This is a genomic window from Enterovibrio norvegicus (assembly GCF_002876705.1).
Classification (GTDB): Bacteria; Pseudomonadota; Gammaproteobacteria; order Enterobacterales; family Vibrionaceae; genus Enterovibrio; species Enterovibrio norvegicus_B.
The window spans coordinates 218,436-241,114 of record NZ_MDAG01000013.1; the positions used below are offsets into that span (position 1 = coordinate 218,436).

Annotated in this window: 20 protein-coding genes and 1 pseudogene; 14 read left to right on the forward strand and 7 right to left on the reverse strand. The window is 45.0% G+C overall.

Features of this window, described 5'->3' with window-relative positions; genetic code table 11:
* The first annotated feature begins 9 nt into the window (after window positions 1–9).
* From BCT27_RS08525 to BCT27_RS08540, 4 genes are all read left to right on the forward strand, one after another.
* Window positions 10–2,394 carry a hypothetical protein gene (locus BCT27_RS08525; RefSeq protein ID WP_102395552.1) on the forward strand — a complete coding sequence of 795 codons (2,385 nt, stop codon included), beginning with the start codon at window positions 10–12 and terminating at the stop codon, window positions 2,392–2,394.
* Between the two features lie 169 nt (window positions 2,395–2,563).
* A complete protein-coding gene (locus BCT27_RS08530; protein WP_198597532.1) occupies window positions 2,564–3,640 on the forward strand; it encodes a glycosyltransferase in 1,077 nt (358 codons plus the stop codon).
* Window positions 3,637–4,818 carry a glycosyltransferase family 2 protein gene (locus tag BCT27_RS08535; RefSeq protein ID WP_102395553.1) on the forward strand — a complete coding sequence of 394 codons (1,182 nt, stop codon included), beginning with the start codon at window positions 3,637–3,639 and terminating at the stop codon, window positions 4,816–4,818. The genes BCT27_RS08530 and BCT27_RS08535 overlap by 4 nt, the downstream gene beginning before the upstream one ends.
* 110 nt (window positions 4,819–4,928) lie before the next feature.
* Window positions 4,929–5,570, forward strand: a complete 642-nt coding sequence (locus BCT27_RS08540) for a sugar transferase (RefSeq protein ID WP_241908538.1) — start codon at window positions 4,929–4,931, stop codon at window positions 5,568–5,570.
* Window positions 5,571–5,655: 85 nt separating this feature from the next.
* Here BCT27_RS08540 and BCT27_RS08545 read toward each other — a convergent pair whose 3' ends face one another.
* On the reverse strand, window positions 5,656–6,864 hold the full coding sequence (locus tag BCT27_RS08545; RefSeq protein WP_102318663.1) for a NupC/NupG family nucleoside CNT transporter: 1,209 nt from the start codon (window positions 6,862–6,864) through the stop codon (window positions 5,656–5,658).
* A gap of 537 nt (window positions 6,865–7,401) precedes the next feature.
* On the opposite strand from BCT27_RS08545, the gene BCT27_RS08550 reads away from it, so the two are divergent.
* The 4 genes from BCT27_RS08550 to BCT27_RS08565 all read left to right on the forward strand — a co-directional run bounded on the left by BCT27_RS08550 (window position 7,402) and on the right by BCT27_RS08565 (window position 10,990).
* Window positions 7,402–9,390: a type VI secretion system Vgr family protein gene (locus BCT27_RS08550; RefSeq protein ID WP_102395554.1), complete on the forward strand. Its 1,989-nt coding sequence runs from the start codon at window positions 7,402–7,404 to the stop codon at window positions 9,388–9,390.
* A complete protein-coding gene (locus tag BCT27_RS08555) occupies window positions 9,390–9,965 on the forward strand; it encodes a DUF6931 family protein (protein ID WP_102318665.1) in 576 nt (191 codons plus the stop codon). Before BCT27_RS08550 ends, BCT27_RS08555 begins: the two co-directional genes overlap by 1 nt.
* Complete coding sequence (locus BCT27_RS08560; protein ID WP_102318666.1) at window positions 9,962–10,261, forward strand: PAAR domain-containing protein; 300 nt, start codon at window positions 9,962–9,964, stop codon at window positions 10,259–10,261. The genes BCT27_RS08555 and BCT27_RS08560 overlap by 4 nt, the downstream gene beginning before the upstream one ends.
* Window positions 10,262–10,375: 114 nt before the next feature.
* Complete coding sequence (locus BCT27_RS08565; protein WP_102390193.1) at window positions 10,376–10,990, forward strand: LysE family translocator; 615 nt, start codon at window positions 10,376–10,378, stop codon at window positions 10,988–10,990.
* A gap of 134 nt (window positions 10,991–11,124) precedes the next feature.
* Here the strand turns inward: BCT27_RS08565 and BCT27_RS08570 are convergent, their stop codons facing one another.
* Window positions 11,125–11,421, reverse strand: a complete 297-nt coding sequence (locus BCT27_RS08570; protein ID WP_102318668.1) for an ArsR/SmtB family transcription factor — start codon at window positions 11,419–11,421, stop codon at window positions 11,125–11,127.
* A 143-nt stretch (window positions 11,422–11,564) separates the two neighbouring features.
* On the opposite strand from BCT27_RS08570, the gene BCT27_RS08575 reads away from it, so the two are divergent.
* On the forward strand, window positions 11,565–12,485 hold the full coding sequence (locus BCT27_RS08575; RefSeq protein WP_102318669.1) for a permease: 921 nt from the start codon (window positions 11,565–11,567) through the stop codon (window positions 12,483–12,485).
* Window positions 12,486–12,718: 233 nt separating this feature from the next.
* On the forward strand, window positions 12,719–13,648 hold the full coding sequence (rocF, locus tag BCT27_RS08580) for an arginase (protein WP_102318764.1): 930 nt from the start codon (window positions 12,719–12,721) through the stop codon (window positions 13,646–13,648).
* An 84-nt stretch (window positions 13,649–13,732) separates the two neighbouring features.
* Here the strand turns inward: rocF and BCT27_RS08585 are convergent, their stop codons facing one another.
* Both BCT27_RS08585 and BCT27_RS26015 read right to left on the reverse strand, forming a co-directional pair.
* Window positions 13,733–14,113: a hypothetical protein gene (locus BCT27_RS08585; RefSeq protein WP_133153375.1), complete on the reverse strand. Its 381-nt coding sequence runs from the start codon at window positions 14,111–14,113 to the stop codon at window positions 13,733–13,735.
* A gap of 108 nt (window positions 14,114–14,221) precedes the next feature.
* Window positions 14,222–14,359, reverse strand: a pseudogene (locus tag BCT27_RS26015) (GNAT family N-acetyltransferase); the annotation flags it as partial.
* 562 nt (window positions 14,360–14,921) lie between these two features.
* Between BCT27_RS26015 and BCT27_RS08595 the strand changes: the two are divergent.
* Window positions 14,922–16,790 (forward strand): DUF1800 family protein, encoded by a 1,869-nt coding sequence (locus BCT27_RS08595; RefSeq protein WP_102395556.1) that lies wholly within the window; start codon window positions 14,922–14,924, stop codon window positions 16,788–16,790.
* Between the two features lie 60 nt (window positions 16,791–16,850).
* The gene (locus BCT27_RS08600; protein ID WP_102395557.1) at window positions 16,851–18,356 is read left to right on the forward strand and encodes a DUF1501 domain-containing protein; all 1,506 of its coding nucleotides are present in this window, start codon (window positions 16,851–16,853) and stop codon (window positions 18,354–18,356) included.
* A 50-nt stretch (window positions 18,357–18,406) separates the two neighbouring features.
* Here BCT27_RS08600 and BCT27_RS08605 read toward each other — a convergent pair whose 3' ends face one another.
* Together BCT27_RS08605 and BCT27_RS25825 are read right to left on the reverse strand one after the other, a co-directional pair.
* Window positions 18,407–18,874, reverse strand: a complete 468-nt coding sequence (locus BCT27_RS08605) for a GNAT family N-acetyltransferase (protein WP_102395558.1) — start codon at window positions 18,872–18,874, stop codon at window positions 18,407–18,409.
* 62 nt (window positions 18,875–18,936) lie between these two features.
* Window positions 18,937–19,659 (reverse strand): Crp/Fnr family transcriptional regulator, encoded by a 723-nt coding sequence (locus BCT27_RS25825; protein ID WP_241908539.1) that lies wholly within the window; start codon window positions 19,657–19,659, stop codon window positions 18,937–18,939.
* A 76-nt stretch (window positions 19,660–19,735) separates the two neighbouring features.
* On the opposite strand from BCT27_RS25825, the gene BCT27_RS08615 reads away from it, so the two are divergent.
* Together BCT27_RS08615 and BCT27_RS08620 are read left to right on the forward strand one after the other, a co-directional pair.
* On the forward strand, window positions 19,736–21,103 hold the full coding sequence (locus BCT27_RS08615) for a hypothetical protein (RefSeq protein WP_102395559.1): 1,368 nt from the start codon (window positions 19,736–19,738) through the stop codon (window positions 21,101–21,103).
* Window positions 21,104–21,225: 122 nt separating this feature from the next.
* The gene (locus tag BCT27_RS08620) at window positions 21,226–21,891 is read left to right on the forward strand and encodes a hypothetical protein (protein WP_102395560.1); all 666 of its coding nucleotides are present in this window, start codon (window positions 21,226–21,228) and stop codon (window positions 21,889–21,891) included.
* Between the two features lie 64 nt (window positions 21,892–21,955).
* On the opposite strand, the gene BCT27_RS08625 is transcribed toward BCT27_RS08620, so the two are convergent.
* Window positions 21,956–22,510 carry a porin family protein gene (locus BCT27_RS08625; protein ID WP_102395561.1) on the reverse strand — a complete coding sequence of 185 codons (555 nt, stop codon included), beginning with the start codon at window positions 22,508–22,510 and terminating at the stop codon, window positions 21,956–21,958.
* Between the last annotated feature and the right edge of the window lie 169 nt (window positions 22,511–22,679).

Below are 22,679 nucleotides of genomic sequence, written 5' to 3' on the forward strand. Positions count from 1 at the left end.
TTCTCTGGTATGAAAGCTTGGTTGTTGTATTTATTGGCGATAATTGCTGCACCTGTCAGTGCAGAACTTCGCATCGAAAAATCTTCATTGCACACGGTGTCAGAAACCAGTTTGCTCATCATCAAGGGCATGAATCTCTCAGACAGTGAGGTCATTTTGGTGATCCGAGCTGACGATACCGTGAACCCCGGCTATGCAGACCGTGCCAATATCGAACGTGTGCTAACCAAAGGCGAGTTTGAACTCCAAGTGCCTTTCGCCAGCATGCGCACCCCCGGAGGTCGACAACTCAACCTCAATGCCCTCGAAAAAATCATTATCTTCCCTGGCGAGAAAAAACGCGGCTTTGCGTTGGTGTCTGCCAACGTGGAAACGCCTAAACCATTGGGTGAGAACGTGTATGCATGGGATCTTGGCCCTGTCGGCAGTGCCATTTGGCCAGGATTTCAACCGCTCACGATTAAGTCTGGGCTTTTAACGGGGCAAGGGTTAAACCCCATTGACCGCAGCGCCCGCATGCAAGCTGCAGACAGCTTAACCATTGACGGTATTCGTGGCATTGATACCGCAGCGTTGCCGCTGCCAGCAGGGAACTGGCAAATCACCTTCTGGTTACGTGATGCAGGGGAATGGGAATATCTACCCCACCCTTTACAGCGAGAAATCCGCGTAAATGGAAACACTGTGTATCGCCAGAACCGTTCACCAAGAGAGTGGATTGAGCAGGTTTACCTCAAACGACGCGATGTTGCTGTTACCCCCAACAGCAACAGTTGGGATCTTTACGGCAAACAAGAAAGTGACCGCGTCACATTCAATGTCACCAGCAATGGCGACCCTGTCATCATTAAGCTTTATGGCGACTCCACTGACGCGCAATTTGTGAGCGGCATTCTGGCCGTTCCTGCTGACAACCCGATGATTTTGGACATGCTCACGCGACAACGACAAGCGTGGTGGGAGAAGAACTGGCCTGTTTCAGATTGGAAAGCTTGGCCAACAGGCAGTGCGCATTTAAAGCCAACCCAAAAAGACACAAGCAATAACGCTGGCAGCATCGTGAACGCAGCACCCGATACATCAGCATTGATTGAATTTAACTTCGAACAGGGCAACGTTCCCGGCGCGCCAATGGTGATGATCAGTAAACCCACGCTTGGCGAAACGGCGTTGAATGTCAGTTGGCATTGGAGCCAATGGAGCTTAACCCGCACACACCTTTCGTCGACATTACTCAATGCCAACGATAGTTTTTTACGCCACGGGCTCATGCCCATTAATGAAGGCGTCGCCATGCCACGCAAACTGGTATTGCGTATCGATGTACCCAAAGGCACGCCTGCAGGCAAATACTCGGGTGAACTGCACGTCATGATGCAGGGTAAATCCCTTACACAGCCGTTAACCGTCAGAGTGGTTAAGGCATCACTGCCCGCATTAAGTAAACCAGTGGGCATTTATCTCGAAAAACCGGTGCATTATGGCTGGTTCAAAGACATTGCGCATTTAGGTGATCAGGCCATGATGTGTGACCTCTCCTATTTACGAAACCTTGGATTAACAGGCATTTCCCCACCCTTTCCAACGCCCCACAACGCAGACGAACAACGGGCTTTTGAGAAACTGTCTGCCTCACTGAATAAAATGGGGTATACCGCATCCATGGCCTACGCCCCCGCTAAACGCCTTAGCCAAGCCATCGGCACAGGAAATGCCGCCAATGTAGTGGCACAGCTTGAATCCTCGTATAAAAAGCGCTTACAGCCTTCACCCTATTGGTCGATTGCCGATGAACCCAGCAACCCCGGCAATGTTGATTTGTTTGAAGACATGCAACGGCATTTCGCCATGTTTGCTCCCACCGCCAAATTAGCAGGCCACCTCAATCACGATAAAGATAAAGCCTACCTCCCGATGTTCGATCTGGTTCTGATCAACGATGGCTTTGGCGCAGACAAGGACGACATTGCAGAGGCTCAAGCAGACGAAAGAGCAGTCTGGTTATACAACCTTCCAAACCCCCGTGCCTCGTCAGGCTTTTATCTTTGGCAAACACAAGCAGATGGCTTTTTGAAATGGCATGGACGCATGCCAACGGCAGACCCTTTTGACCCAACAGATGGCAGAGAGTTTGATGTGCAGTTCTTATACCCCACAGAGAACCCGTGCCCCGAAGAGCCGGATATTCACCGCGATCTCTATGAAATCATGGAAGGTATCGTCGATTACCGTTGGATGCTTTGGCTAGAACAGAAGGCACAAACCGACAAACAAGCCAGCGCGTTACTTTCGACACTACAACGCACCATTCCTGATGAGTGGGAAGATGTGCCAGGCATTACCCCGCAGCAACTGAACACATGGCGGCAGCAAATTATTGAATTAGCACGCTAACACTGACGAATTTCTCATACCGATTCTCATAATAAAAAATTCGAACAGCCTGTGGCACGTCGATTTGTTAACTCATTGAAAAATTAGCATGTTAAAACGTCTAACTTTTTGGCACACCTCATGCATTGGTAGCCTTAAGTGTCGACATATAAAAACAACCGAGGCAACCATGAAAACAATCATTCAAGTAGTACAGCATTTAAGACCCGGCGGACTTGAAGTGATGGCGCTCGAATTTATGCGCTTTTCCAGCCACGGAAAACGCATGAAGATTGTTAGTTTGGAAGGCGATAAAGAATCAGCGATTAAAGCTTGGCCCCGCCTTGAAGCATGCAAAGACCAACTAATTTTTCTTAACAAACCAGAAGGTTTTTCATTGCCGCTTATTCAGCAATTGAAGCTTTTGCTGATCGAGCTGAATGCAGACGTGGTTCACACTCATCATATCGGCCCTTACTTCTACGCAGGGATAGCATCGCGTCTTGCTGGCATTTCACTGATTCACACCGAACACGATGCTTGGCACTACAGCGATAAGCGCCATCAATTGCTTCAAAAAATCGTACGCCTTGTCGCGAACCCCACCTTGGTCGCAGATGCTGATGTCGTCGCAAAAACTCTGAATACCATGCCAGGCATGGCGGGTGTTCAAGTGATTAAAAACGGCATTGATGTCGATAAATACTCGCCTGGCAATAAGCAGTTTGCGCGTAAGTTTTTCAACCTACCAAAAGACGTAAAACTGATTGGTGCGAGTGGTCGCCTGGAAGATGTAAAAGGTCACCGAGTATTGATTGAAGCGATGGCAACCTTGCCAGAAAACACGCATTTGACCATTGCAGGGATCGGTACGCTAGAAAACGAACTTCGTGAATTAGCAAAATCGCTCAATGTAGAAAAACGCGTCCATTTTCTTGGGTATGTCGATGACATGCCGCGTTTTTACCAAGCACTCGATTTGTTTTGCTTACCTTCATTCAATGAAGGCTTCCCGCTGGCTCCTCTTGAAGCACAAGCCTGCGGTATTCCTGCCGCTGTCACCAATGTCGGCGGAGCTGTAGAAACGCTGTGTCCACAAACAGGTGTGATTTTGAAAGCCGGCGACGCAAAAGACATGGCGGAAAAAATGCTTCCTTTCCTTTATGAGCGCCTCATCGCTAGCCCCCGTGAATTTGTCACGAACAGTGCCGACATTCGCACCATGGCAAGTGCTTACGACGCACTGGCTGAGGGGAAATCGCTATGAGCACATGGATTTTATGGCTTACAGCCATCAGTACGTTTTTGGTGATTTACCATCACCTTGGTTACCCCCTCTTGCTAAAAGTGCTGGTGCGCTGTGTTCCTTCATCGCTGTCATCAACACCAATGACACGGGGTTACAACAGTTCAAAAGCCGATGAGGAGTTACCTTCTGTTGCGATTCTGATGCCGGCATTCAATGAAGCACAATGGATCGCAGACAAAATTCGTAATCTCGCGACCTTAGATTATCCAAACAACAAATTGCGCATCGTACTCGCATGTGACGGTTGCTCAGATGACACCGCCAACATTGCTCGCGAAACGTTAAACGAAACAGCCTGTCAGCATTTGGATTTGACGGTCATCGAATACACGGTGAATGAAGGAAAAGTCGCAGTCATCAACAAATCGATGGCCCTGATCGACGAAGACATTGTGGCAATGAGCGATATCTCGTCCCTCATTTCGATTGATGCATTATTGATTGCCGCCATGCACTTCGCTGACCCAAAAATTGGTGTCGTAAACAGCCGTTATCACCTGCTTGAGCCTACCGAAGGCGAGAAGAAATATTGGGATTACCAGTGCGCACTTCAGCATCGTGAAGCAAAAATGGGCGCAACCTTAGGCGCACATGGCGCTCTCTACTTAATGCGTCGTGAATTGTTCACCCCACTTGCTGCCGACACAATCAATGATGATTTCGTGCTGCCAATGAGCATTGTCGCACAAGGCTATCGCGGCACAGTTGATGACACGATTTGCGCTGTCGAGCTTGAGCCCACAAATGCAGACCAAGATTTCAAACGCCGTCTTCGCATTGGTGCCGGTAACTACCAACAAATGGTGCGCTTGGCGGCCTTGCTAAACCCAAAATATCGCGGTGTGGCATTCACCTTTGTATCCGGCAAAGCACTGCGTGTGGTGATGCCTTTCCTTATGCTCATCGCGCTCATGGGCTGGCTGTGGTTGGCACAATTTCATGTACTCTTTTTGATGGGTGCAGCCGCTCAGGTTGCAGCTTACGCTCTCGTCGCGTTCATCAAATTCCTTAAGATCACCCCAAAGAATCCAATGCTTGCGACACTTTGCTATCTGGTGTCCGGCCACACCGCCAACATGATTGGCACACTTCGGTACATTGTCGGTCTTGAAGCGGGCCGCTGGCAGCGCGTTTAACCGAATCTAAATCTATTGAGGGCTAAACTATGACTACGCAAGTGGCAAAATCAGAAAGCAGCATCGCATCATTTTTAACTAACACTCGAAGAAGAATGAATAAGGTGACTATGAATAACCACAGTGATATTGACCCAATCACGGCAAAGTCTAAGCGTGTGTTTGATGTTGTTCTCACTCTGATTGGCCTTACATTAACACTCCCTCTGTTTCCTTTGATTGCGATTGCTATCAAGCTCGACAGCCCGGGACCCGTGTTTTTCCGCCAAATGCGTATTGGCCGTTCAACACCGGAACTGAGTCTGATTTTCCACATGGTGAAATTCCGCACCATGCGAACCGACGCCGAAAGCAAAACAGGTGCAACGTGGGCGACGGATGGTGATCCTCGTATTACTCGTGTCGGTCGTTTTTTGCGTAAAACCCGCTTGGATGAAATCCCGCAGTTCTTCAATGTATTGGTCGGTGACATGTCGTTGATCGGCCCACGACCAGAACGCCCAGGGTTTTATCAAAAACTTGAAGCCGCTATCCCGTACTTTGCAGAACGCACCTACGGGGTAACACCCGGCATCACGGGTCTTGCTCAAGTCAACCAAGGCTACGATACGTGCATTGCAGATGTGCGTTCTAAAGTGGGCTTCGACCACTCATACGCACTGTCTCTCACGTCGCTAAAAACATGGTTTAAGATGGACTGCTATATCATGTTTAAAACCATCTGGGTGATGCTAACAGGCCGAGGTCAATAACCTAGACGCAAAATCCCTCCAACAAAAAGGGCTGCGAATATCGCAGCCCTTTTAAGGAAAAGATGTGTCTTTGCTCAATCGCCGATTATAGCGATATAAACAAGCCAGCCAATGCCGCACTCATTAAGTTAGCTAATGTTGCAGCACCAACAGCTCGGAAACCCAACGTCGCCACATCATGACGGCGCTCAGGTGCCATTGCACCGATGGAGCCTAGCTGAATCGCAATCGAACCAATGTTGGCAAAGCCACACAAAGCAAAGGTCACAATCACTTGGCTGTGTGCCGAAATCACTGATTTAACGCTTTCGAAATCAAGGAATGCGACGAATTCGTTCATGATGGTCTTCTGACCAATCAACGAACCCACGGTCAGCACTTCACTCATTGGAATACCAATAACCAGTGCCAACGGCGCAAACAAGAAGCCGAAAATACTTTGTAATGTAACGCCTTCGTAGCCAAACCAGTTGCCCACAACTTCAAAACCTGCGTTGACCATGGCGATCACACTGATGAACGCCACCAGCATCGCACCCACAGCAACCGCCACTTTTACGCCGTTCATCGCACCTGATGCGAGAGCATCAATTGCATTAGCATCTTCACTCTTTTCAAGCTCAAAATCAGATTGGTCACTGGTCTGCTGACGTTCCGGCACCAATATTTTTGCCATCAACAAACCACCCGGCGCAGCCATAAAACTTGCCGCGATCAGGTATTTCAGTTCGACACCCATTGCCGCATAGCCACCAAGTACCGAGCCGGCCACTGACGCCATACCGCCCACCAGTACCGCGAACAATTCGGAGCGCGTCATGGTTTTTAAGAATGGACGCACGACCAAAGACGCTTCACTCATCGAAAGGAAGATGTTACCCGTGGCGGCGACAGACTCAATTTTGCTGGTACCGAGAAGACGATGAATAGCACCGCCCAGCACCTTAATAAGCCATTGCATTACGCCAAGGTAATACAGCAGAGAAACCAGTGAAGAGATGAAGATGATGAGAGGAAGAACACGAATTGCGAAGATAAAATCGCCAGACGCTAGATTACCGAACACGAAGCCTATGCCTTGATCGGCAAATGAAAGAATGGATGAAACACCGTTACTTAACGCGCCAAGTGCGGCTTGCCCAAAAGGGATGTAGAGAACAAGAGCGGCAAAACCGGCTTGAAGGCCGAATGCACCAAGAACGGTACGCCATTTGATATCGCGACGACTTTCCGACAACGCGTAAGCACACGCTAACAGCGCCAAAATACCGGCCAAACTGAAGATGATTTGCATTATGTTACCTTGCTTTAGTATCTGGATTTAGGCGGGCGCTCAAATCCACACGCGTGCGAAGACAACACTACTGGCAGGACATGCAAAGTGGTGTGCTTACCATCACGGTGAATAATAAGGCCCGTAAATGCTCACAGTTACGCTGGGCCCAGTTCCGTGGGGCAAGTGTCCATTTTGCAGCCGATTGAAAGCTGGCTGAATCTATTTTTCGTTCATGAAAAATAGCCTCTCTAACCGGGCGCGGAGTATATCCAAATCGCATTTGCCCTGACAACCCCTTATTTTGGCAACAAGCGATTAAATTCCCATATCTTCTTCATGGCTTCTTTTAAAAACAAACTGTTAAGCAGCGAAAGTTTATTTTTATCTCATCAAAATTGCAGAAGAGTTTGACCCGCCCCGCAAACAAACTTCCGATTAAAGGCGCTGTGCATCAGCTAGCATAAGATTAGTCATTAACAAAAAAATAACGGCACGCATTCCTGAAGGAAATCGACTGTGCCCATAGCGATTGCTGAATTTTAGGGAAGAAAATCTATGCCAACCGCTTATCAGGCCGATGTTCGCCCCATAACCGCGACCATTGATGGGAAAGGCCCCCACATTGTCACGACGCTTTCTATGCGCGCTGAAATCTCAAACCACTGTACACTCAGCGCATCCCTTGTTTGTGAAGATCTGATTGCTGATAAATCACTCGGAAAAGTACTTAAGTTTGACATCAAAAGCCCGCAAGAAAGCACCACATTGCTGGGTCTGATCACTACCATTTCACTGCAAGGATTCAGCGAAGAAAAAGCGCTTTATTACTACACCTTAGAAGCAAAAGATCCCCTTTCACTCCTTGCTTATCGTCGAAATCGAAAAATCTTCCAGAACATGACAAGTAAGCAAATTATCGAAGATGTGCTCAATGAAGCCGGCATAAAAAGCAACGCCAAAATATCCGTTTCAGGTTCAGGAGCAACGCACGAATATTGCACCCAAGCGGACGAGACTGATCTGGCATTTGTGCAACGCTTAATGAGTTTTGAAGGCTGGCATTACCATTTTGATCACTCAAGCAGCAAACCCATGCTCACCGTAGGTGACAGCAACCAAGCATTCAAAACCATCACAGACAATACCTTTACCTACCAAACGCCAAACCCCAATCCTTCGCGGGAAGTCACCAGTTGGTTAACTGAAACGCGAGTGAATACATCAACCATCTCGCTGGGCGATCACAGTGAAGCCTTGGCTGAAGCCATTACCAGTGGCGATAAGAAAACCGCGAGCGCCGCATTCGTATCAGGACTTAGCCAATACCATTACGGGCAAGGTTTCACTGATAAAGCAGCCATACGTGATAGCGCAAAGCGCCAGATGGAAGCGCATGACAGCGGAAAAATCATTAGCTTTGCTGAATCCAAAGTCGCGACCCTCGGTGCTGGAAATAAATTCAAACTCACACAGCACCCCATCACGACATGCAATCAAGAGTATCTCGTAATTTCAATTCAAAGCGACTATTCCGGCGCATCAAGTGGCCGGCCGTTTGAGTGCTCAAATCGCTTTCAATGTATTCCTTCTACTACCCCTTTTCGCTCTGGATTTATCGATAAACCACGTATTCACAGTATTCATACTGCAACGGTCACAGGCCCTAGCAGTGAGGAAATTTACAAAGATAAGTCGGGACAAATAAAAGTTCAGTTTCACTGGGACACCGAAGGCAAAAACGACGAAAACACCTCTTGCTGGCTACCCGTGGTTCAAGGCGCTGCAAGCAATGGCTTTGGTATGCAGTTCATTCCGCGCATTGGCGATGAAGTGCTTATCAGCTATATCGAGGGTGACCCAGATCGACCCGTTGTATCAGGTTCAATCTACAACACAAAAAACATTCCGCCCTATTCCGTTGCCACACAGAGCGGTATCAAAACCCGTTCAACGCCCAAAGGCAGCAGCAAGAATGGCAATGAATTGCGCTTCGAAGATAAGAAAGACAAAGAACAGGTCTTTCTGCATGCAGAGCGTGATTTTATGGTTGAAGTGTTGAATGACAGCACACGAACCGTCACAGGAAAAGAAGCACTGACTGTCGAAAAAACCCTCGACATCACCAGCAAAGAAGCCTTCACTGCAAAAACTGACGACAAGTTTACAGCCAGCAGCAAAGCTGACATGGCATTGTCGTCAGACAAGAATGTAAAAATTGAAGCGGGCAGCAACGCTGAAATCTCCGCGACATCAAAAGTGTCTGTAGACGGACAAACCATCGACATCAGCGGCAAGACCAAAATTTCACTGTCTGTTGGTGCGTGTAAGCTGGAAATTAGCGCCAGTGGCATCAAACTTGATGCGCCACAAATCAGCATCAATGGTAGCGGAAAAGCAGAAGTGAAGGGGGCGATGGTGACAGTAGAAGGCTCAGGGAAAACAGACATTAAAGGGGCAATGGTCAGCATTAATGGCAGTGCCATGGCAGAAGTGAAAGGCGGGGCGATGGTCCAAATCCAAGGCGCGATTACGAAGGTGAACTGATGAGTTTTGTAAAAATCCCCCACCCGTTCGCGGAAAACATTCTGTGCCAATACGAGCCACAAGACGGTATCAAACCATTGATTGAACCGAGCATGACCCCAGAGCAATTGCTGAATCGCGCCCTACAGGAAGGGTTGAATGCCGATGCCGTTATCTTTCTTGCCCATGGTCTACCTGTACGTGAAGCCGTGTGGTGGGCATGTTGCTGTGCCAGTACGCGCCAAGACTGGGATGAAATACAACTGGATGCCATTCGCGCTGCCAAAGCATGGGTACACACGCCAGATGAAACCAGCCGTCGCTATGCTGAAACCACAGCAAATGCTGCTACGTTGCAAAATGGCGCAGGTTGGGTCGCACAGGCTGTCTTTTGGAGTGGCGGCAGCATGACTGGCCCTACAGATCCTATTGTTCCCCCTCCTGAGTATCTATATGCACAAGCGGTAGCTGGCGCGATCAATCTGACCGCCATATTGCCAGATGGCGCAGAAGCAGAAACACGATACAGACTGTTTATCGAAATGGGTTTAGACATTGCCAACGGCGGCAATGGAAACATAGGACATGCAGCATGACATTACCTGCAGCCCGTGCTGGTGACATGCACGTTTGCCCGATGCAAACCCCTGCTGTACCGCCAATCCCACATGTTGGTGGGCCAATATTGCCACTACCTTGCACCGTACTAATTGCCAACATGCCTGCCGCAACGGTCGGGCAAATGTGCACGTGCGTGGGGCCACCAGACACCATCACCAAAGGCAGTGCGACGGTGTTGTTTGGCAACCTCCCCGCCGCAAGAATGGGTGACATGACAGCGCATGGCGGCACTATTGTGGTCGGCATGCCAACTGTCTTGATAGGCGGTTAACGAGCCCGCATAATCGAAAGTCCCCTCTTTTAAAACACGGCGCGAGGGATGCGCCGTTTTTCTGAGCTAAGAGAAAACTGCCCTATCTCATCCCACTCATTTCAAGGAAGAATAATGACCTTACTTTCAAGTTTCGCCCTGCTTCTTGCGTTACTCTTGTCTGTGATCATTCCCGGCCCCAGCGTGATGGCGGTGGTTTCTCGTTCGTTGTCTTTCGGTGTTAAACAAGGCTTGATGGTTGTGCTTGGGGTGCTTTTGGCAGACTACATTTTTATTTGTTTAGCGCTTTCGGGGCTAACAGCTGTTGCGTCAGCGTTAGGGGAATTTTCAAGCGTCTTGAAATATGCGGGAGCTGCATACTTACTTTGGTTGGCTTACAAAAGCTGGACATCGCCCACCGTTTCTTTAGAAAACGATACGCCTAACCAAGCAAAAGGCGCATCCAGCCTCGCCATAGGGTTGGTCATTACCCTTTCGAACCCTAAAGCCATTTTGTTTTACATGGGTTTCTTCCCAGCCTTTATCGATGTTCAAACCCTTTCCACTTCCGGCATCTTAACGGTTTTAATTCTTTCAACTGTGGCCGTAGGCGGTGTGTTAAGCGGGTATGCGATATTGGGAGACAAAGCAACGCATGTGTTTAACGGTGAAAAAGCCAAAGCGCGTATCAATAGGCTGTCTGGTGGGATTTTAGCAACGTGTGGCGTTGTGTTAGCAATCAAAGGTTAGACGATTTTATCGCAACACTAACAATCGCTTAGTCACTTTAAATGTAATAGCGCTGAATGAGTGGGTATCATACGCCCGTTATACCCAAACAAGCTGAAGATGCAGGATTCAGCGGGCGTATTTGACTCATTTATTCAATATGTTGCTGGGCACTTACCGCAATTTCTACGGATATAGTCGAAGGCAGCATCAAAGGTGTCATAGTTTGCAGTACAGCGAATAGACTTCCCTTCTCGCACTTGGACAACAAGGTTAACCGCCACCAAATTGGAGAGATAATTCGAGAGCGTTGACCCATTTAGCTTCAACCTATCTCTCAGTTCTCCGACTGTGATCCCCTCTAAGCCCACGTCAGATAATTCCTGAAAAACACGAAGTCGTTCTGGGTGACCGAGTTCTTTTAACACCTTAGCGCTTTCTATCGAATCCATTACTTATCTCTATACATGCCTTCGCATAACAATTTATGATTTCATGAAATGTTGACATAAAAATATCACAGCTATAAACTCCGCGCCTCAATACACTTCATGATTTCATGAAATGACAAAATAAGTAGTTGAAGCGACCACATATGAATTCAGAGTTTATCGTAATGCTGCAAGATGCAGCGTACATGTTTGTTTACCTAGCCGCACAATTAACCGTTCTATTCTTTGCTCTTAGCTATCTCGTCGGCTTGATTGCACACTTCATGCCCCCTGAGAAAGTAAAGAATATCATGGGCAGTAACAAAGGTTACCTGATCGCTGCAATGCTCGCTGTCATCACGCCATTTTGCTCGGCCACAACCATTCCATTTTTGAAAGGCTTGTTTCGAGCAAACGTTAAGTTTGGCAGTGTTATGGTGTTCTTGATTGCAAGCCCATTGCTCAACCCGACCGTGCTTGGCCTGCTGATTTATACGTTTAATATCAAAGTCGCCGCATTGTACTTCATAACCGCAACGGTTGTGGCCATTGTTGCAGGTTGGCTGTTACAAATTTTGGGCTTTGAAGACGCAATCAAAACTGAATCCATGCAAGGTCGAGAAGAAAGTATTCGTTGCTCAAGTAGCTGTGGTACGAAAAGCACTCACAATGAGCATTTACTCATTCGCATGTTCAGAAATGCCGCGTTTGACTTCAAACGAGCTTTCCCTTATTTGATGATTGGCGTCAGCATTGGTGCATTTGTATATGGTTTTGTACCGACAGAAGTCATTACCGCAGTTGCAGGTCCAGAAAATCCATTTGCTGTTCCTGTTGCCGCAATCATTGGTGTTCCTTTATACATTACTGTTGAATCCCTTATTGCTTTGAGTTCTGTATTGCTCGCGAAAGGCATGGGTATGGGAGCTCTCATTGCATTGATCATCGGTTCGGCAGGCGCCAGCATTACTGAAGTTATCCTCCTTAAATCATTGTTTAAAAACAAACTCATCATTGCGTTCTTGTTTGTTGTGTTTGGAATGGCAGTGACTGCGGGATATATGTATGAACTAATACTTGCCTAGTTTCATGATAGAAAGCAAAGGAGCCTTTTAGGCTCCTTCCTATCAGCCACCGAAATAACTGACGTTTAGTGACCTCTCCGACTGCTTAACCAAAAATTTCCAGTTTACTTATCTTTGATCCCACCTTCTTTTTCACAATTATTGCGTTAATAAAGTGTTAACGATGCACGTTATTGAAAAACGAACTGTGAAAAACTTGCCTTTTAAGGCAGTGATTTTTGAGGGGCAACCGTGTGAAAAAGAGAGACGAAGCAAAATCAATTCAAATTATCGGTGTCCCTTTAGATTTAGGGGCATCTCGAAGAGGAACCGATGGTGGTCCTTCTGCTGTGCGTATTGCTGGTTTAGGTGAACAACTTAAAAAGATGGGGTATCGCATATCTCAGGAAGTTGATGTCACGGTTCCATCAATGGAATCCAGACCGACAGAAACAAGCAGCACCATGCGATTTAGAAGTGAAATTTTGCAGGTATGTCGTGATTTGGCATTGGTCACTCGAGATGCCCTCACCAAGGGTCATGTTCCTTTGATTGTTGGTGGTGATCACTCCATCGCCATGGGGTCAATTTCTGGCATTGCTGACTACTACCAACAACAAAACCAGAACATTGGATTAGTTTGGTTTGACGCCCATGCTGACATGAATATTCCGGGTATTTCCCCATCAGGAAATGTTCACGGCATGCCGCTTTCACACTTGATGGGTTATGGCGATAAAGATTTCACCGGTATTTTGAGTGCAAACCCTAAGATAAAACCAGAAAATGTGGCATTGGTCGGTGTCAGAGATATTGATGATAAAGAAAAAGAACTGATTCGAGAGTCAGGCGTCAATCTGTTTAGCATGCGCGACATCGATGAAATGGGCATGAACAAAGTCAGCGATGAAATCATTAAAATCGTGACGAAAGATACCGTGGGCTTTCATGTCAGTTTCGATGTTGATGGTTGCGATCCTGAAGTCATTCCCGGCTCTGGCACATTGGTTCCAGGTGGTGTGACCTACCGAGAAGCGCACCTGTTGTTAGAGAAATGCGCCGAGACAAACCTGATAACATCACTCGACTTGGTTGAGCTGAATCCGTTCTTGGACAAAGGAAACATCTCAGCAGAACGTGCCGTCTCGTTGATACTCAGTGCGTTCGGCCAAAGTGTCATTTAGGCAGATTTGTGCAGGGACAGAAGCTAAACAATGTATCGTCCAACAACAGTGTAGCGCCTGTCTCTGTTCATCCTTGCCTCATGGTCACACGTGATGTTTAAAAAAGCGGTTAATCACCATCACATGACAATAAGGAATTAACGCTATCGCGCCAAAAGCGAAGATTGAAAAAGGCGCATTGGGCGAGTGATTTTTAAATTCATTCCCGTTAATGAGCAATATAAAAAAGCCAAACGCAGTCACTAGCAAGCCAACATGCGAGAGATAAACAAACCGCTTTCGCACTGACTCAACACTTCCTAGAATCGTTTTTGTAAGAAGATAGATAAGTGAAACCATGCTCAATATCGACAGTAAAAGCATGATAAAAAAGAGAGGCCTATCATCAACCAGTAGCACCAGTGACAACAATAAAAGAAAGCCCACGATCAGCCCTTCCACACCGAGCAATAGCTTGTTTAACAACGACACCTTCATTACTAATCTTTCTCCTTTAAAAACGACTATTTCAGTTCATCCCCTAGAAAAACGAAGTGTCGATAAGCATATGAAAATAATGTAATTCTGCACTATCTAGTCATGAAAACATGACATGGTATGCGATTGCACGCGAAAGCCATGGCGCTCATAGAGCTTTTTCGCGGCAGGATTGAATGCCATCACTTCAAGCCTTGTTTCGACCGCACCTTGCCCTTCCGACCATTCGCGGCATGCTTTTAATAGACTCTACAGGTCAAAAAATTCAATAGCTACATTTATGGAACTAACATCAATAATTACTATTGAATAATAAAAAACGCTTTCGCGAATCACCACAAAAAACACTCGCAATTTATATCCCGCCAAAACTCACCCATGCGAAATAATGATCTTTTTAAGAGGAATTATCATTACATTATATTATAAAAGTAAATTATCCGGGCCTTTAATTTAAAAATATGCACCACTAATCATATTAACTTCCAATTATTAGAATTGAGAAGTATCCACTTTTTCATGCAGATAATATGCTTTTTATTACAGTCCATATTGACAACATTTATTGACTTGGATTTAAATAAAAACTAGACATTTAATTCAATTAAGCATTGAACTTTACACCATTTAGCAAAATTAAATATCAACTTACACTCTCAATTAAAAACAGGAATCATAAATAAAAAACAACACCTCAAAATTAAAAACTCCAACTGTGATTATAGATATTTTCGTTAACTCATTGCCAATAAAACAAAAATTGGCCTATACACATTAATTTAAAAGGTAGATAGATATGCATATATCTTCTAGAACTAAAGCATCACGCTGGCTTGATTTATGTACTTTTGGTCCCAAAAAAGGTCAACCCGATGAATTACTCAACACTCAGGCAGGAGTATGGTTTATAGATCAAGTTGATCAGCTAAAATCCAACCACAAAGAAGAAACTGCTAAACAGCTCGAAACAGAAGTTATAAAAATTGGAGAAAAAGGTCCGCCTGGAAAATTAAAAGTTGATGAGGATGGGAATATAATATCAGCAGAAAAAATAGTAGACGGGATTATAACATATGATGGGGATCTAAACCCAGCAAGCTCACATCAAAGTGCAAGGATAAAAGCTTGGCTAAACATTGCATTTTATAAAGATGATCAGTTAAGTCAACGTTTAGCTTATGCTCTGAGTCAGGTATTTGTTGTATCAGATAGAGATCTCCAGTTCGAAAGCCGTCCTCTTGCCATGGCTAATTACTACGATATTCTCTGCAAACATGTTTTTGGCTCATACAGAGAGTTGTTAAAAGATATTACTTTATCACCGGTTATGGGACATTATCTAACAATGGTGGATAACCATAAAGATAACCCTGATGAAAACTATGCAAGAGAAATAATGCAATTATTCACGATGGGCTTGCACATACGTAATGATGATGGGACATTTGAACTCGACGCATCTAGAAGACGTAAACCTTGCTACACAGAAAAGGATATTCAACAGTTAGCGAGGATATTCACTGGTTGGACGCGTGGTGAAACAGATGACTGGGAATCAGATATGATTCAAATTCCAGAGGCGCATGATAACGAGGAGAAAATTTTATTTAACGATGTGACAGATCCAGCTAACACAGAGACTAGCTTTAGGATGCAAAATTATGGACCTCAATCTTTCGATGGCGATCCAGCAGAATTAGAGTTAGAAAAGCTCATTGATAGTTTGATTGACCATCCTTCTACTGCACCAAATTTTTGCTACAAACTCATACAACTCTTGGTAGCATCGAACCCTTCTCCAGATTATGTTTCTAAAGTTGTTAGCACATTTAAAGATTCAACTAATGCACTAGAAGAAATATATGGCGTGGATAAGATACCTAGCGGTGAAGTAGTGAAAGGCAATCTAAAAGCTGTATTCTGGTCCATTCTAACATATAGCAAAGTGTATACCGCAACACCGAGAGAAATAAGCAAGGTCCGAGAGCCATGGCTAGCACTAGTTAATATTTACCGTGCTTTAGATGTAGATGTATTGTTGACTGACTCTGACGGAAACAGGCTGGTTAAAGATGACCTGTTGTACAATAAGACATGTAATCAATACCCGCTGGGGTCGCCATCAGTGTTTAACTTCTATCTTCCTGACTACAAGCCAAAAAAGTTGTTTCCAGAGGGTGAAAAATACGAAAACATTCAGTCTCCTGAACTTCAAATAATAGATTGGTCACATATGGTTTCTGTCCATAACCATATATATTCAATTTTTAATAAAAATTTCGTTTATGGAACAGATTCAGATCACAACTATTTAAATCTAAAATCTGGTGATAGAAAATCAAAACTAATTAATGAGGCATCAAAAAGACCATTCGTGCGCATAGAAGATTACCACAACGCGCTAACAAATAGTGACGGCAATGAAAATATTGACCGAAGGACAGCGTTTATAGACATAGTGTCTGCACGTTTCTTTCATTTCATCATGCCTACTGTGTTGAGGGAAGAACTTTTAAATACAGCAGATTTCAGTATTGAACACCTCGAGCAGTATTCCATAAAATGGACGCAGAGACTCTTAGCACTAGCGCTAACATCTCCATTTTTTCATGTACAACAAAATATTCACTATTTTCCTTACACCGTTGCACCAGCTGACCGTTAGGAAATTGATATAAACCATAATATTTATTAAGCCTTATTTACCTATATTCAGGAGATATCAATGAAGGTCACCCGACGAAAGTTTATCCAAGGAGCCGGATCTATAGGCATTTCCGCGCTTGTCCCTAGTTTGAGTTTTAATGTTCACGCATCGGAATGTGAGATGGGATACAAAGCATTAGTTTGCGTTTTCTTTAAAGGAGGTAACGACTTTTTCCATCAGGTTGTTCCTGAAGATAAAAACGATAGCTACTACACCACTCGAAGTTCAATTGCCACTGACGAATCATGGAGTTCAGGCCTTAAAGATCAAAGCGGTAACTTAATCAATATCCACCAGAAGTTAAAACCATTGGATAGCCTTTTTAATAACAAAAATGCTAATCTTGTTTTAAATGTGGGTACATTGCTGAAGGAGACTAATCGTGAGCAACATGATAACCCCGCTGATTTTATAATTCCGGTTGGAGACAATTTAAGTGAGAGAGATATACTTGAAGCAAATCCTAACTCACTCGTTCTACCAAAAAACTTATTCGCGCATAATAAACAGCAAGAAATATGGCAAAGAAGCTTTAAGAATCATTTAGGGGAAAATAGTGAGCTAGGATGGCTTGGTGAAGCACTAGACGAATTACAAGACCCTATTGAATCCAGAACGATTTCTAATAGCTTCTACACAGGCTCCAATGAGTTACTAGACTCCAATAATGCGCCGCCTTTTTCTGTAAATAGAAATGGCTTTGATTCCATGTTAATAACTAACCAGGTAATTACAAAAGAACATTATGATAATATCAGTGGGTTTGATTATTTATCTGTCACATCTAATGAAAATGAAGACGGGTCGTTGTCACCACTCTCTTCTGCATACGCCAATGTAATGAAGGAAGCTTCATACTATTCAGAAGATCTTCATGAACTTTTTGGGCGCCCAACCTCAGATAAAAACCCCAAACACGAAATTAATACAAACATAAAGACAGACACCGTTCCCAAAACAGATGCATTTGAAAAACAAATCCGGGAAGTTCGACGAATAATTGATGCGAAATGCTCTGTTTCAGTTCAAAGTGCAACACGACAAGTATTTTTTGTTGAACTTGAAGGTTTTGACACACACAGTGATCAAAAAGACCGCCAAGAACAATTAATGATAGATTTTGCATCGGTGATAGCGAGTTTTTACACCGAATTAGGAAGTGATGCAGATAGTGTAATGACTTGCACTCTTTCTGAATTTGGCCGAACCATGCACACAAATGCTCGTGGAGGAACCGATCACGGATGGGGAGGAGGTCAATTCATGTTTGGTCCTAGTTCTGCCGTTGGGCTTTCTAATAGTACCGATAATATGTGCTTTGGTTCCTACCCAGATTTTAAGATCTTGGACGAAAATGGCTTACCTATTATTAACGAAGACGACAATGGCGATGGACGTTTGATACCTAAAATTTCTCATGAGCAGTACGCCGCACATATGCTGCATTGGCTAGGACTAAATGACGATCAAATAAACAACGTGTTCCCGTTGCTACTAAACGGTGAGTTTATGTCAAACGCCTAAATGTTCTTTTTCTTTTAATACTCCCCGAAGGGCTGACAATTATCAGCCCTTCATTCATGAAAACATGACATGGTATGCGATTGCACGCGAAAACCATGACGCTCATAGAGCTTTTTCGCGGCGGGATTGAATGCCATCACCTCAAGCCTTGTTTCGACCGCACCTTGCCCTTCCGACCATTCGCGGCATGCTTTTAACAATGCACCACCAATGCCTTTCGAACGATGTTCAGCATCCACAACAACCGTTTGAATTTTGCAGATAGGGTCATGGCTCATGAAAGACACGGTTTCATTTACATCGATTTTCGCTGTAATAAAACCGACCACTTGATCGTTTTCAACGGCCACCGCGAACCAACGGCTCTCATCGCTCAAGACCTTCTTTAGAAATGCTTTGTCTTCCTTCGAAGGCGCATTAAACACCTTAGGGGCTTGCTCAAAGTGAAACTGACTGATTTGACGGTGTAATTCGATTAAACACGCTAAGTCACTTTGCTGTGCGCATCTGATTTCCATAGATTGTTGCACTCTTATGTTTGTCGATTCATAGGCGGAAACGGAGAAAAAACAGCCTGTCGTTATCGATACGTGAAGCTTTCCAACCCCTCAAGATCAATAATATCGATGCGTTTATAGCCCACTTTTATCAATGCTTGTTGTTCTAGCAATTTCAACGATCGGCTAAGTGTTTGGCGGGTGCAGCGAGACAAAACGGCGAGCCTGTCTTGGGTGTAGTAGATCGCGGGATGAGCAATGTCGTGCTCATTGTTCAAACGCGACACCAATAACAACAATTTTGCAATACGCTTTTCATGCTCAAGCAATGCTGAATCGGTTGTCCATTCCATCAACAATCGAAATCTATCACTAATGGCATTGATCGCAATTCGGTAAAGTTCAGGATTTGCATTGGCGATTTCACGCACTTTCTTACAGGAAATCGCCATGACCTTACAGTTGGCAGAGCTGTAAAAATCATATTGTGGGGGACGCAAATCAAAGCACCCTAACCAAGTTACCCAATTGGCAGGTCCTAGCACGGCAATACAAGCCTCATCTCCATCAACATTACGTCCAACCAATTCGATCTGCCCTTCAATCACAAACCTTAGATGAATCAATTCATGGTTGGCGGTGTTCAGCAACGTTGGAATGCGGTAGTGCTCAAACTTTGCATGACTCGCCAACTCTGCAAGCACATGATCATCGACATCCTCCAACACCTTACTTCCACGAAACAAAGAGAAGGTTTCGGAGCAGGAATCAACGGGCACATCCTGACAATGTATAGAATTTGACATTCTCCATCGTTCCTCACTGATAGCGTTGTTATCGCAATGTTACAGAGTGTTAATAACAAAGAACAGGAGATAATCGATGACCTTCATTTCAAAACGATCATTGTTAACCGTGGGAACAATCGCGAGTACCTTGCTAGCAACTTCTCTTTATTCACATGTTTCTCATGCTAGCCAAGACGCATTTCAACCGCTTCCCGGAGAAAGAAACTGCCTATTCCGATATGGCCCCGTTTCTGCGGATCCCTACATCAATGTGGCTTATCCCGATGCTGCAGTGAAATACTGGGGCTCTGCCTTCACAATTCCAGAGGGTGCGACCTTGCACCTTGAAGGGGAATTTCCTTACTCGCGTTATATGTCACTCATTAGTTACGACGAATATGGACGGCCAAGACAGTCACTTGCAGATTATTTGATTGAACCCGAACCAGGTGCCGTCAACCCCTATAGACCTGGCGAAAAACGTAACAGCGACCAACGCCGCTATCGCATTGAGCTGATCAGTGAAAAGCCCAGCGAAGATGATACCAAGGCAATCGTACGTGAGGGACAAACCCGAAATACATTGCATGCCCCGCTCTCACCTCAACATCAGCAAGTCTTGATCTATCGTATCTACGCACAGGATGCAGACAGTGGTGAAACCGCAGGTGTTGCTCTTCCCGTACCCGTGGTGACCACCAAAGGAGGAAAAACCCTAAAAGGCGAAGCTGCGTGTGACTACATTCAATCAAGCCAACAACTTCAGGCAAAGCTCAGCGCATTGGGTGTGGATGTATCGGTTTACCGCAAACTGATCTCTCAAGAAGATAAGCCAGATACTCACCCTGCGACATCGCCTTCTACTTGGCACATACAACTCGATCGTGAAAGTTTACTAGGGATATACAACGGCAAGGTGAATGGCAATGCCAGACGCAGTGAAGGTGGCTTCTACCCCAATCTTGATAACAACTATATCCGCACGGTGATCAACAGAAAGCTAGGCCCTGTGTATATGATGCGAGGAAAGGCACCCACGACACCCACAACCTTCAACGGCGACACTGTCATGGGAAGCGGTCAGCTCCGCTATTGGTCGGTGTGCTCAAACAAAGGCCTTGCCGTCACTGAAGTCAACGACTGCATCTACGATGAGCATATCCCTGTTGATGAAAATGGGTATTACACCATTGCAGTTAGTCGCGCAGCCGACCGCCCTCGCAATGCTTTCCCTGAATGCGGCATAGGTTGGATCCCTATGTCAGACGAGGGGGATGGTATTTTTGATACCGACTCATCCATCGTACAAATTCGCCATATGCTCGCCGATGACAACTTCCCTCAAGCCATCCAGAAAATTGAATATGACAAGGACATTGCCAGCACCATGGGCAAATATTTCCCTCGCACTTTTTATACCACCACAAACAAGGTCGAACTCATGTTCCCCTGCCCCCAATAGAAACCACCGCATACGTTTCTTTTCCTAAAAATGGACCCAAACAGCTCTCTTCATCACTGCGTTTCGATTGTTGATGAAAACTCGAAACGCGGGAGGAGACGCAAAGTAAGAAGGATTTTAGAATGAACATGACACCCATCGTGCTGCTGTTTCTACTGATGGCACCCATTGCACAAGCCACGGATGATTCAAAATACACGGGAGATAAAGATGACCCAACATCGGTAACATCATTTGCCGGAATGCGGGCTGGCACAAATGGCTATGGCGCGATATTTCAGCTTGGTATAAAGCCGGAGGGCAGCGCTTTTGCGCACAATAGTTTCCTTCAGCTAAAAGATGACTTCGAGACGGTTCGCCTGCGTCATTTTTCGCTTTATAAAGGCACCGGAACGGGCGTGTTTATTGATGCTGAACACAACAACAGCGGGCTTTTTGATAGAAACCGCGCATCTGCGGGTTTCATTCAGATAATCCCCGTGAATGACCAGCTCCGTATTAACCCTGCCATTTTATACGGCAAAACGTGGACAACAGATGAGAAAGTGAAACGGTTCGGCCTTCCCGATACGGATATCGCTACACTCTATACCTTCGTTCGCTGGCAAATTGCAGATGATTGGTTCCTCAACTTGGTGCCTCAGTACACCTACAGCACCAACGGTAAAAAAATACGAGCATTTGAAATGGTCACGCAACTCGGCCACAACATCAATAATGAAACGAGCATTGCTATCAATGCAGATGAAGACGATGACTTCTGGCTCACCATCAAACACTCTCTCTGATCTGGATATACCGACGTAAAAAAACCGTCTCAAATGAGACGGTTTTTATGTAGGTATTCGTCATTTAGAAACGATATTTCGCACCAATCAGCATAGCGTCAAGATCTACATCAAGGCCTTCGTATCCAATACTGGTTTTCATAAAACTCGCGTTAATATTGAATCGTTCCGTAATATCGTAACCCGCTTCTAAGCCATAGCTAAAAGAAACCTCACTTTCAGAAGCCTCCACACCATTAACTTCTAGGTCAGTGTTATAAGAACCTAAACCCAGTGACGCTGCTAATGAAAAACCCGAATCACCAAAGTAGTATGTTGGTTTTATATTAAAAATGAACGCCGCTGTACTCGAATCGGCACCATTTGCTTTTTCAGAACCAAAATTATGTAAAACAGCCTCAAATCCGATATCTACATTATCGTTAATTTCTTTTAAGTAACCAATTGTCAAACCGGCACCAGTCGCGCCATCAAAATTAAGTGTGTCTGAAAATCCATCGAGCTTGTATTCATAGTCAGTCTTAGAGACATTAACACCAATATAAACATCGTTATTTTCTGCACAAACAGACGATGCAAACATACTCGCTACAATAAGCATTCCAATTTTCTTAGCCATACCAAAGTCCTTTTTTATATTGATTTATTTAGTTATTACGTAGCCACTTCTCAGCTACTTGGCCAAGTCTAAATCAAGTCAACTTAACACCTTTGAAACAAAAGTGAGATCCAAAGAAAGCGCTTTCATACAGGTCACAAAAATTGAAAAGTCGAGCGTATAAACTCGA

Coding starts and splice junctions, on each gene's coding strand:
- BCT27_RS08555 (WP_102318665.1), top strand. CDS start 9,390: ATGAGTTTTGTAAAAATCCCCCACCCGTTCGCGGAAAACATTCTGTGC.
- BCT27_RS08600 (WP_102395557.1), top strand. CDS start 16,851: ATGAAGGTCACCCGACGAAAGTTTATCCAAGGAGCCGGATCTATAGGC.
- BCT27_RS08530 (WP_198597532.1), top strand. CDS start 2,564: ATGAAAACAATCATTCAAGTAGTACAGCATTTAAGACCCGGCGGACTT.
- BCT27_RS08620 (WP_102395560.1), top strand. CDS start 21,226: ATGAACATGACACCCATCGTGCTGCTGTTTCTACTGATGGCACCCATT.
- BCT27_RS08575 (WP_102318669.1), top strand. CDS start 11,565: ATGAATTCAGAGTTTATCGTAATGCTGCAAGATGCAGCGTACATGTTT.
- BCT27_RS08570 (WP_102318668.1), bottom strand. CDS start 11,421: ATGGATTCGATAGAAAGCGCTAAGGTGTTAAAAGAACTCGGTCACCCA.
- BCT27_RS08545 (WP_102318663.1), bottom strand. CDS start 6,864: ATGCAAATCATCTTCAGTTTGGCCGGTATTTTGGCGCTGTTAGCGTGT.
- BCT27_RS08560 (WP_102318666.1), top strand. CDS start 9,962: ATGACATTACCTGCAGCCCGTGCTGGTGACATGCACGTTTGCCCGATG.
- BCT27_RS08565 (WP_102390193.1), top strand. CDS start 10,376: ATGACCTTACTTTCAAGTTTCGCCCTGCTTCTTGCGTTACTCTTGTCT.
- BCT27_RS08550 (WP_102395554.1), top strand. CDS start 7,402: ATGCCAACCGCTTATCAGGCCGATGTTCGCCCCATAACCGCGACCATT.
- BCT27_RS08605 (WP_102395558.1), bottom strand. CDS start 18,874: ATGGAAATCAGATGCGCACAGCAAAGTGACTTAGCGTGTTTAATCGAA.
- BCT27_RS08535 (WP_102395553.1), top strand. CDS start 3,637: ATGAGCACATGGATTTTATGGCTTACAGCCATCAGTACGTTTTTGGTG.
- BCT27_RS08525 (WP_102395552.1), top strand. CDS start 10: ATGAAAGCTTGGTTGTTGTATTTATTGGCGATAATTGCTGCACCTGTC.
- BCT27_RS08595 (WP_102395556.1), top strand. CDS start 14,922: ATGCATATATCTTCTAGAACTAAAGCATCACGCTGGCTTGATTTATGT.
- BCT27_RS25825 (WP_241908539.1), bottom strand. CDS start 19,659: ATGTCAAATTCTATACATTGTCAGGATGTGCCCGTTGATTCCTGCTCC.
- BCT27_RS08540 (WP_241908538.1), top strand. CDS start 4,929: ATGAATAACCACAGTGATATTGACCCAATCACGGCAAAGTCTAAGCGT.
- BCT27_RS08615 (WP_102395559.1), top strand. CDS start 19,736: ATGACCTTCATTTCAAAACGATCATTGTTAACCGTGGGAACAATCGCG.
- BCT27_RS08625 (WP_102395561.1), bottom strand. CDS start 22,510: ATGGCTAAGAAAATTGGAATGCTTATTGTAGCGAGTATGTTTGCATCG.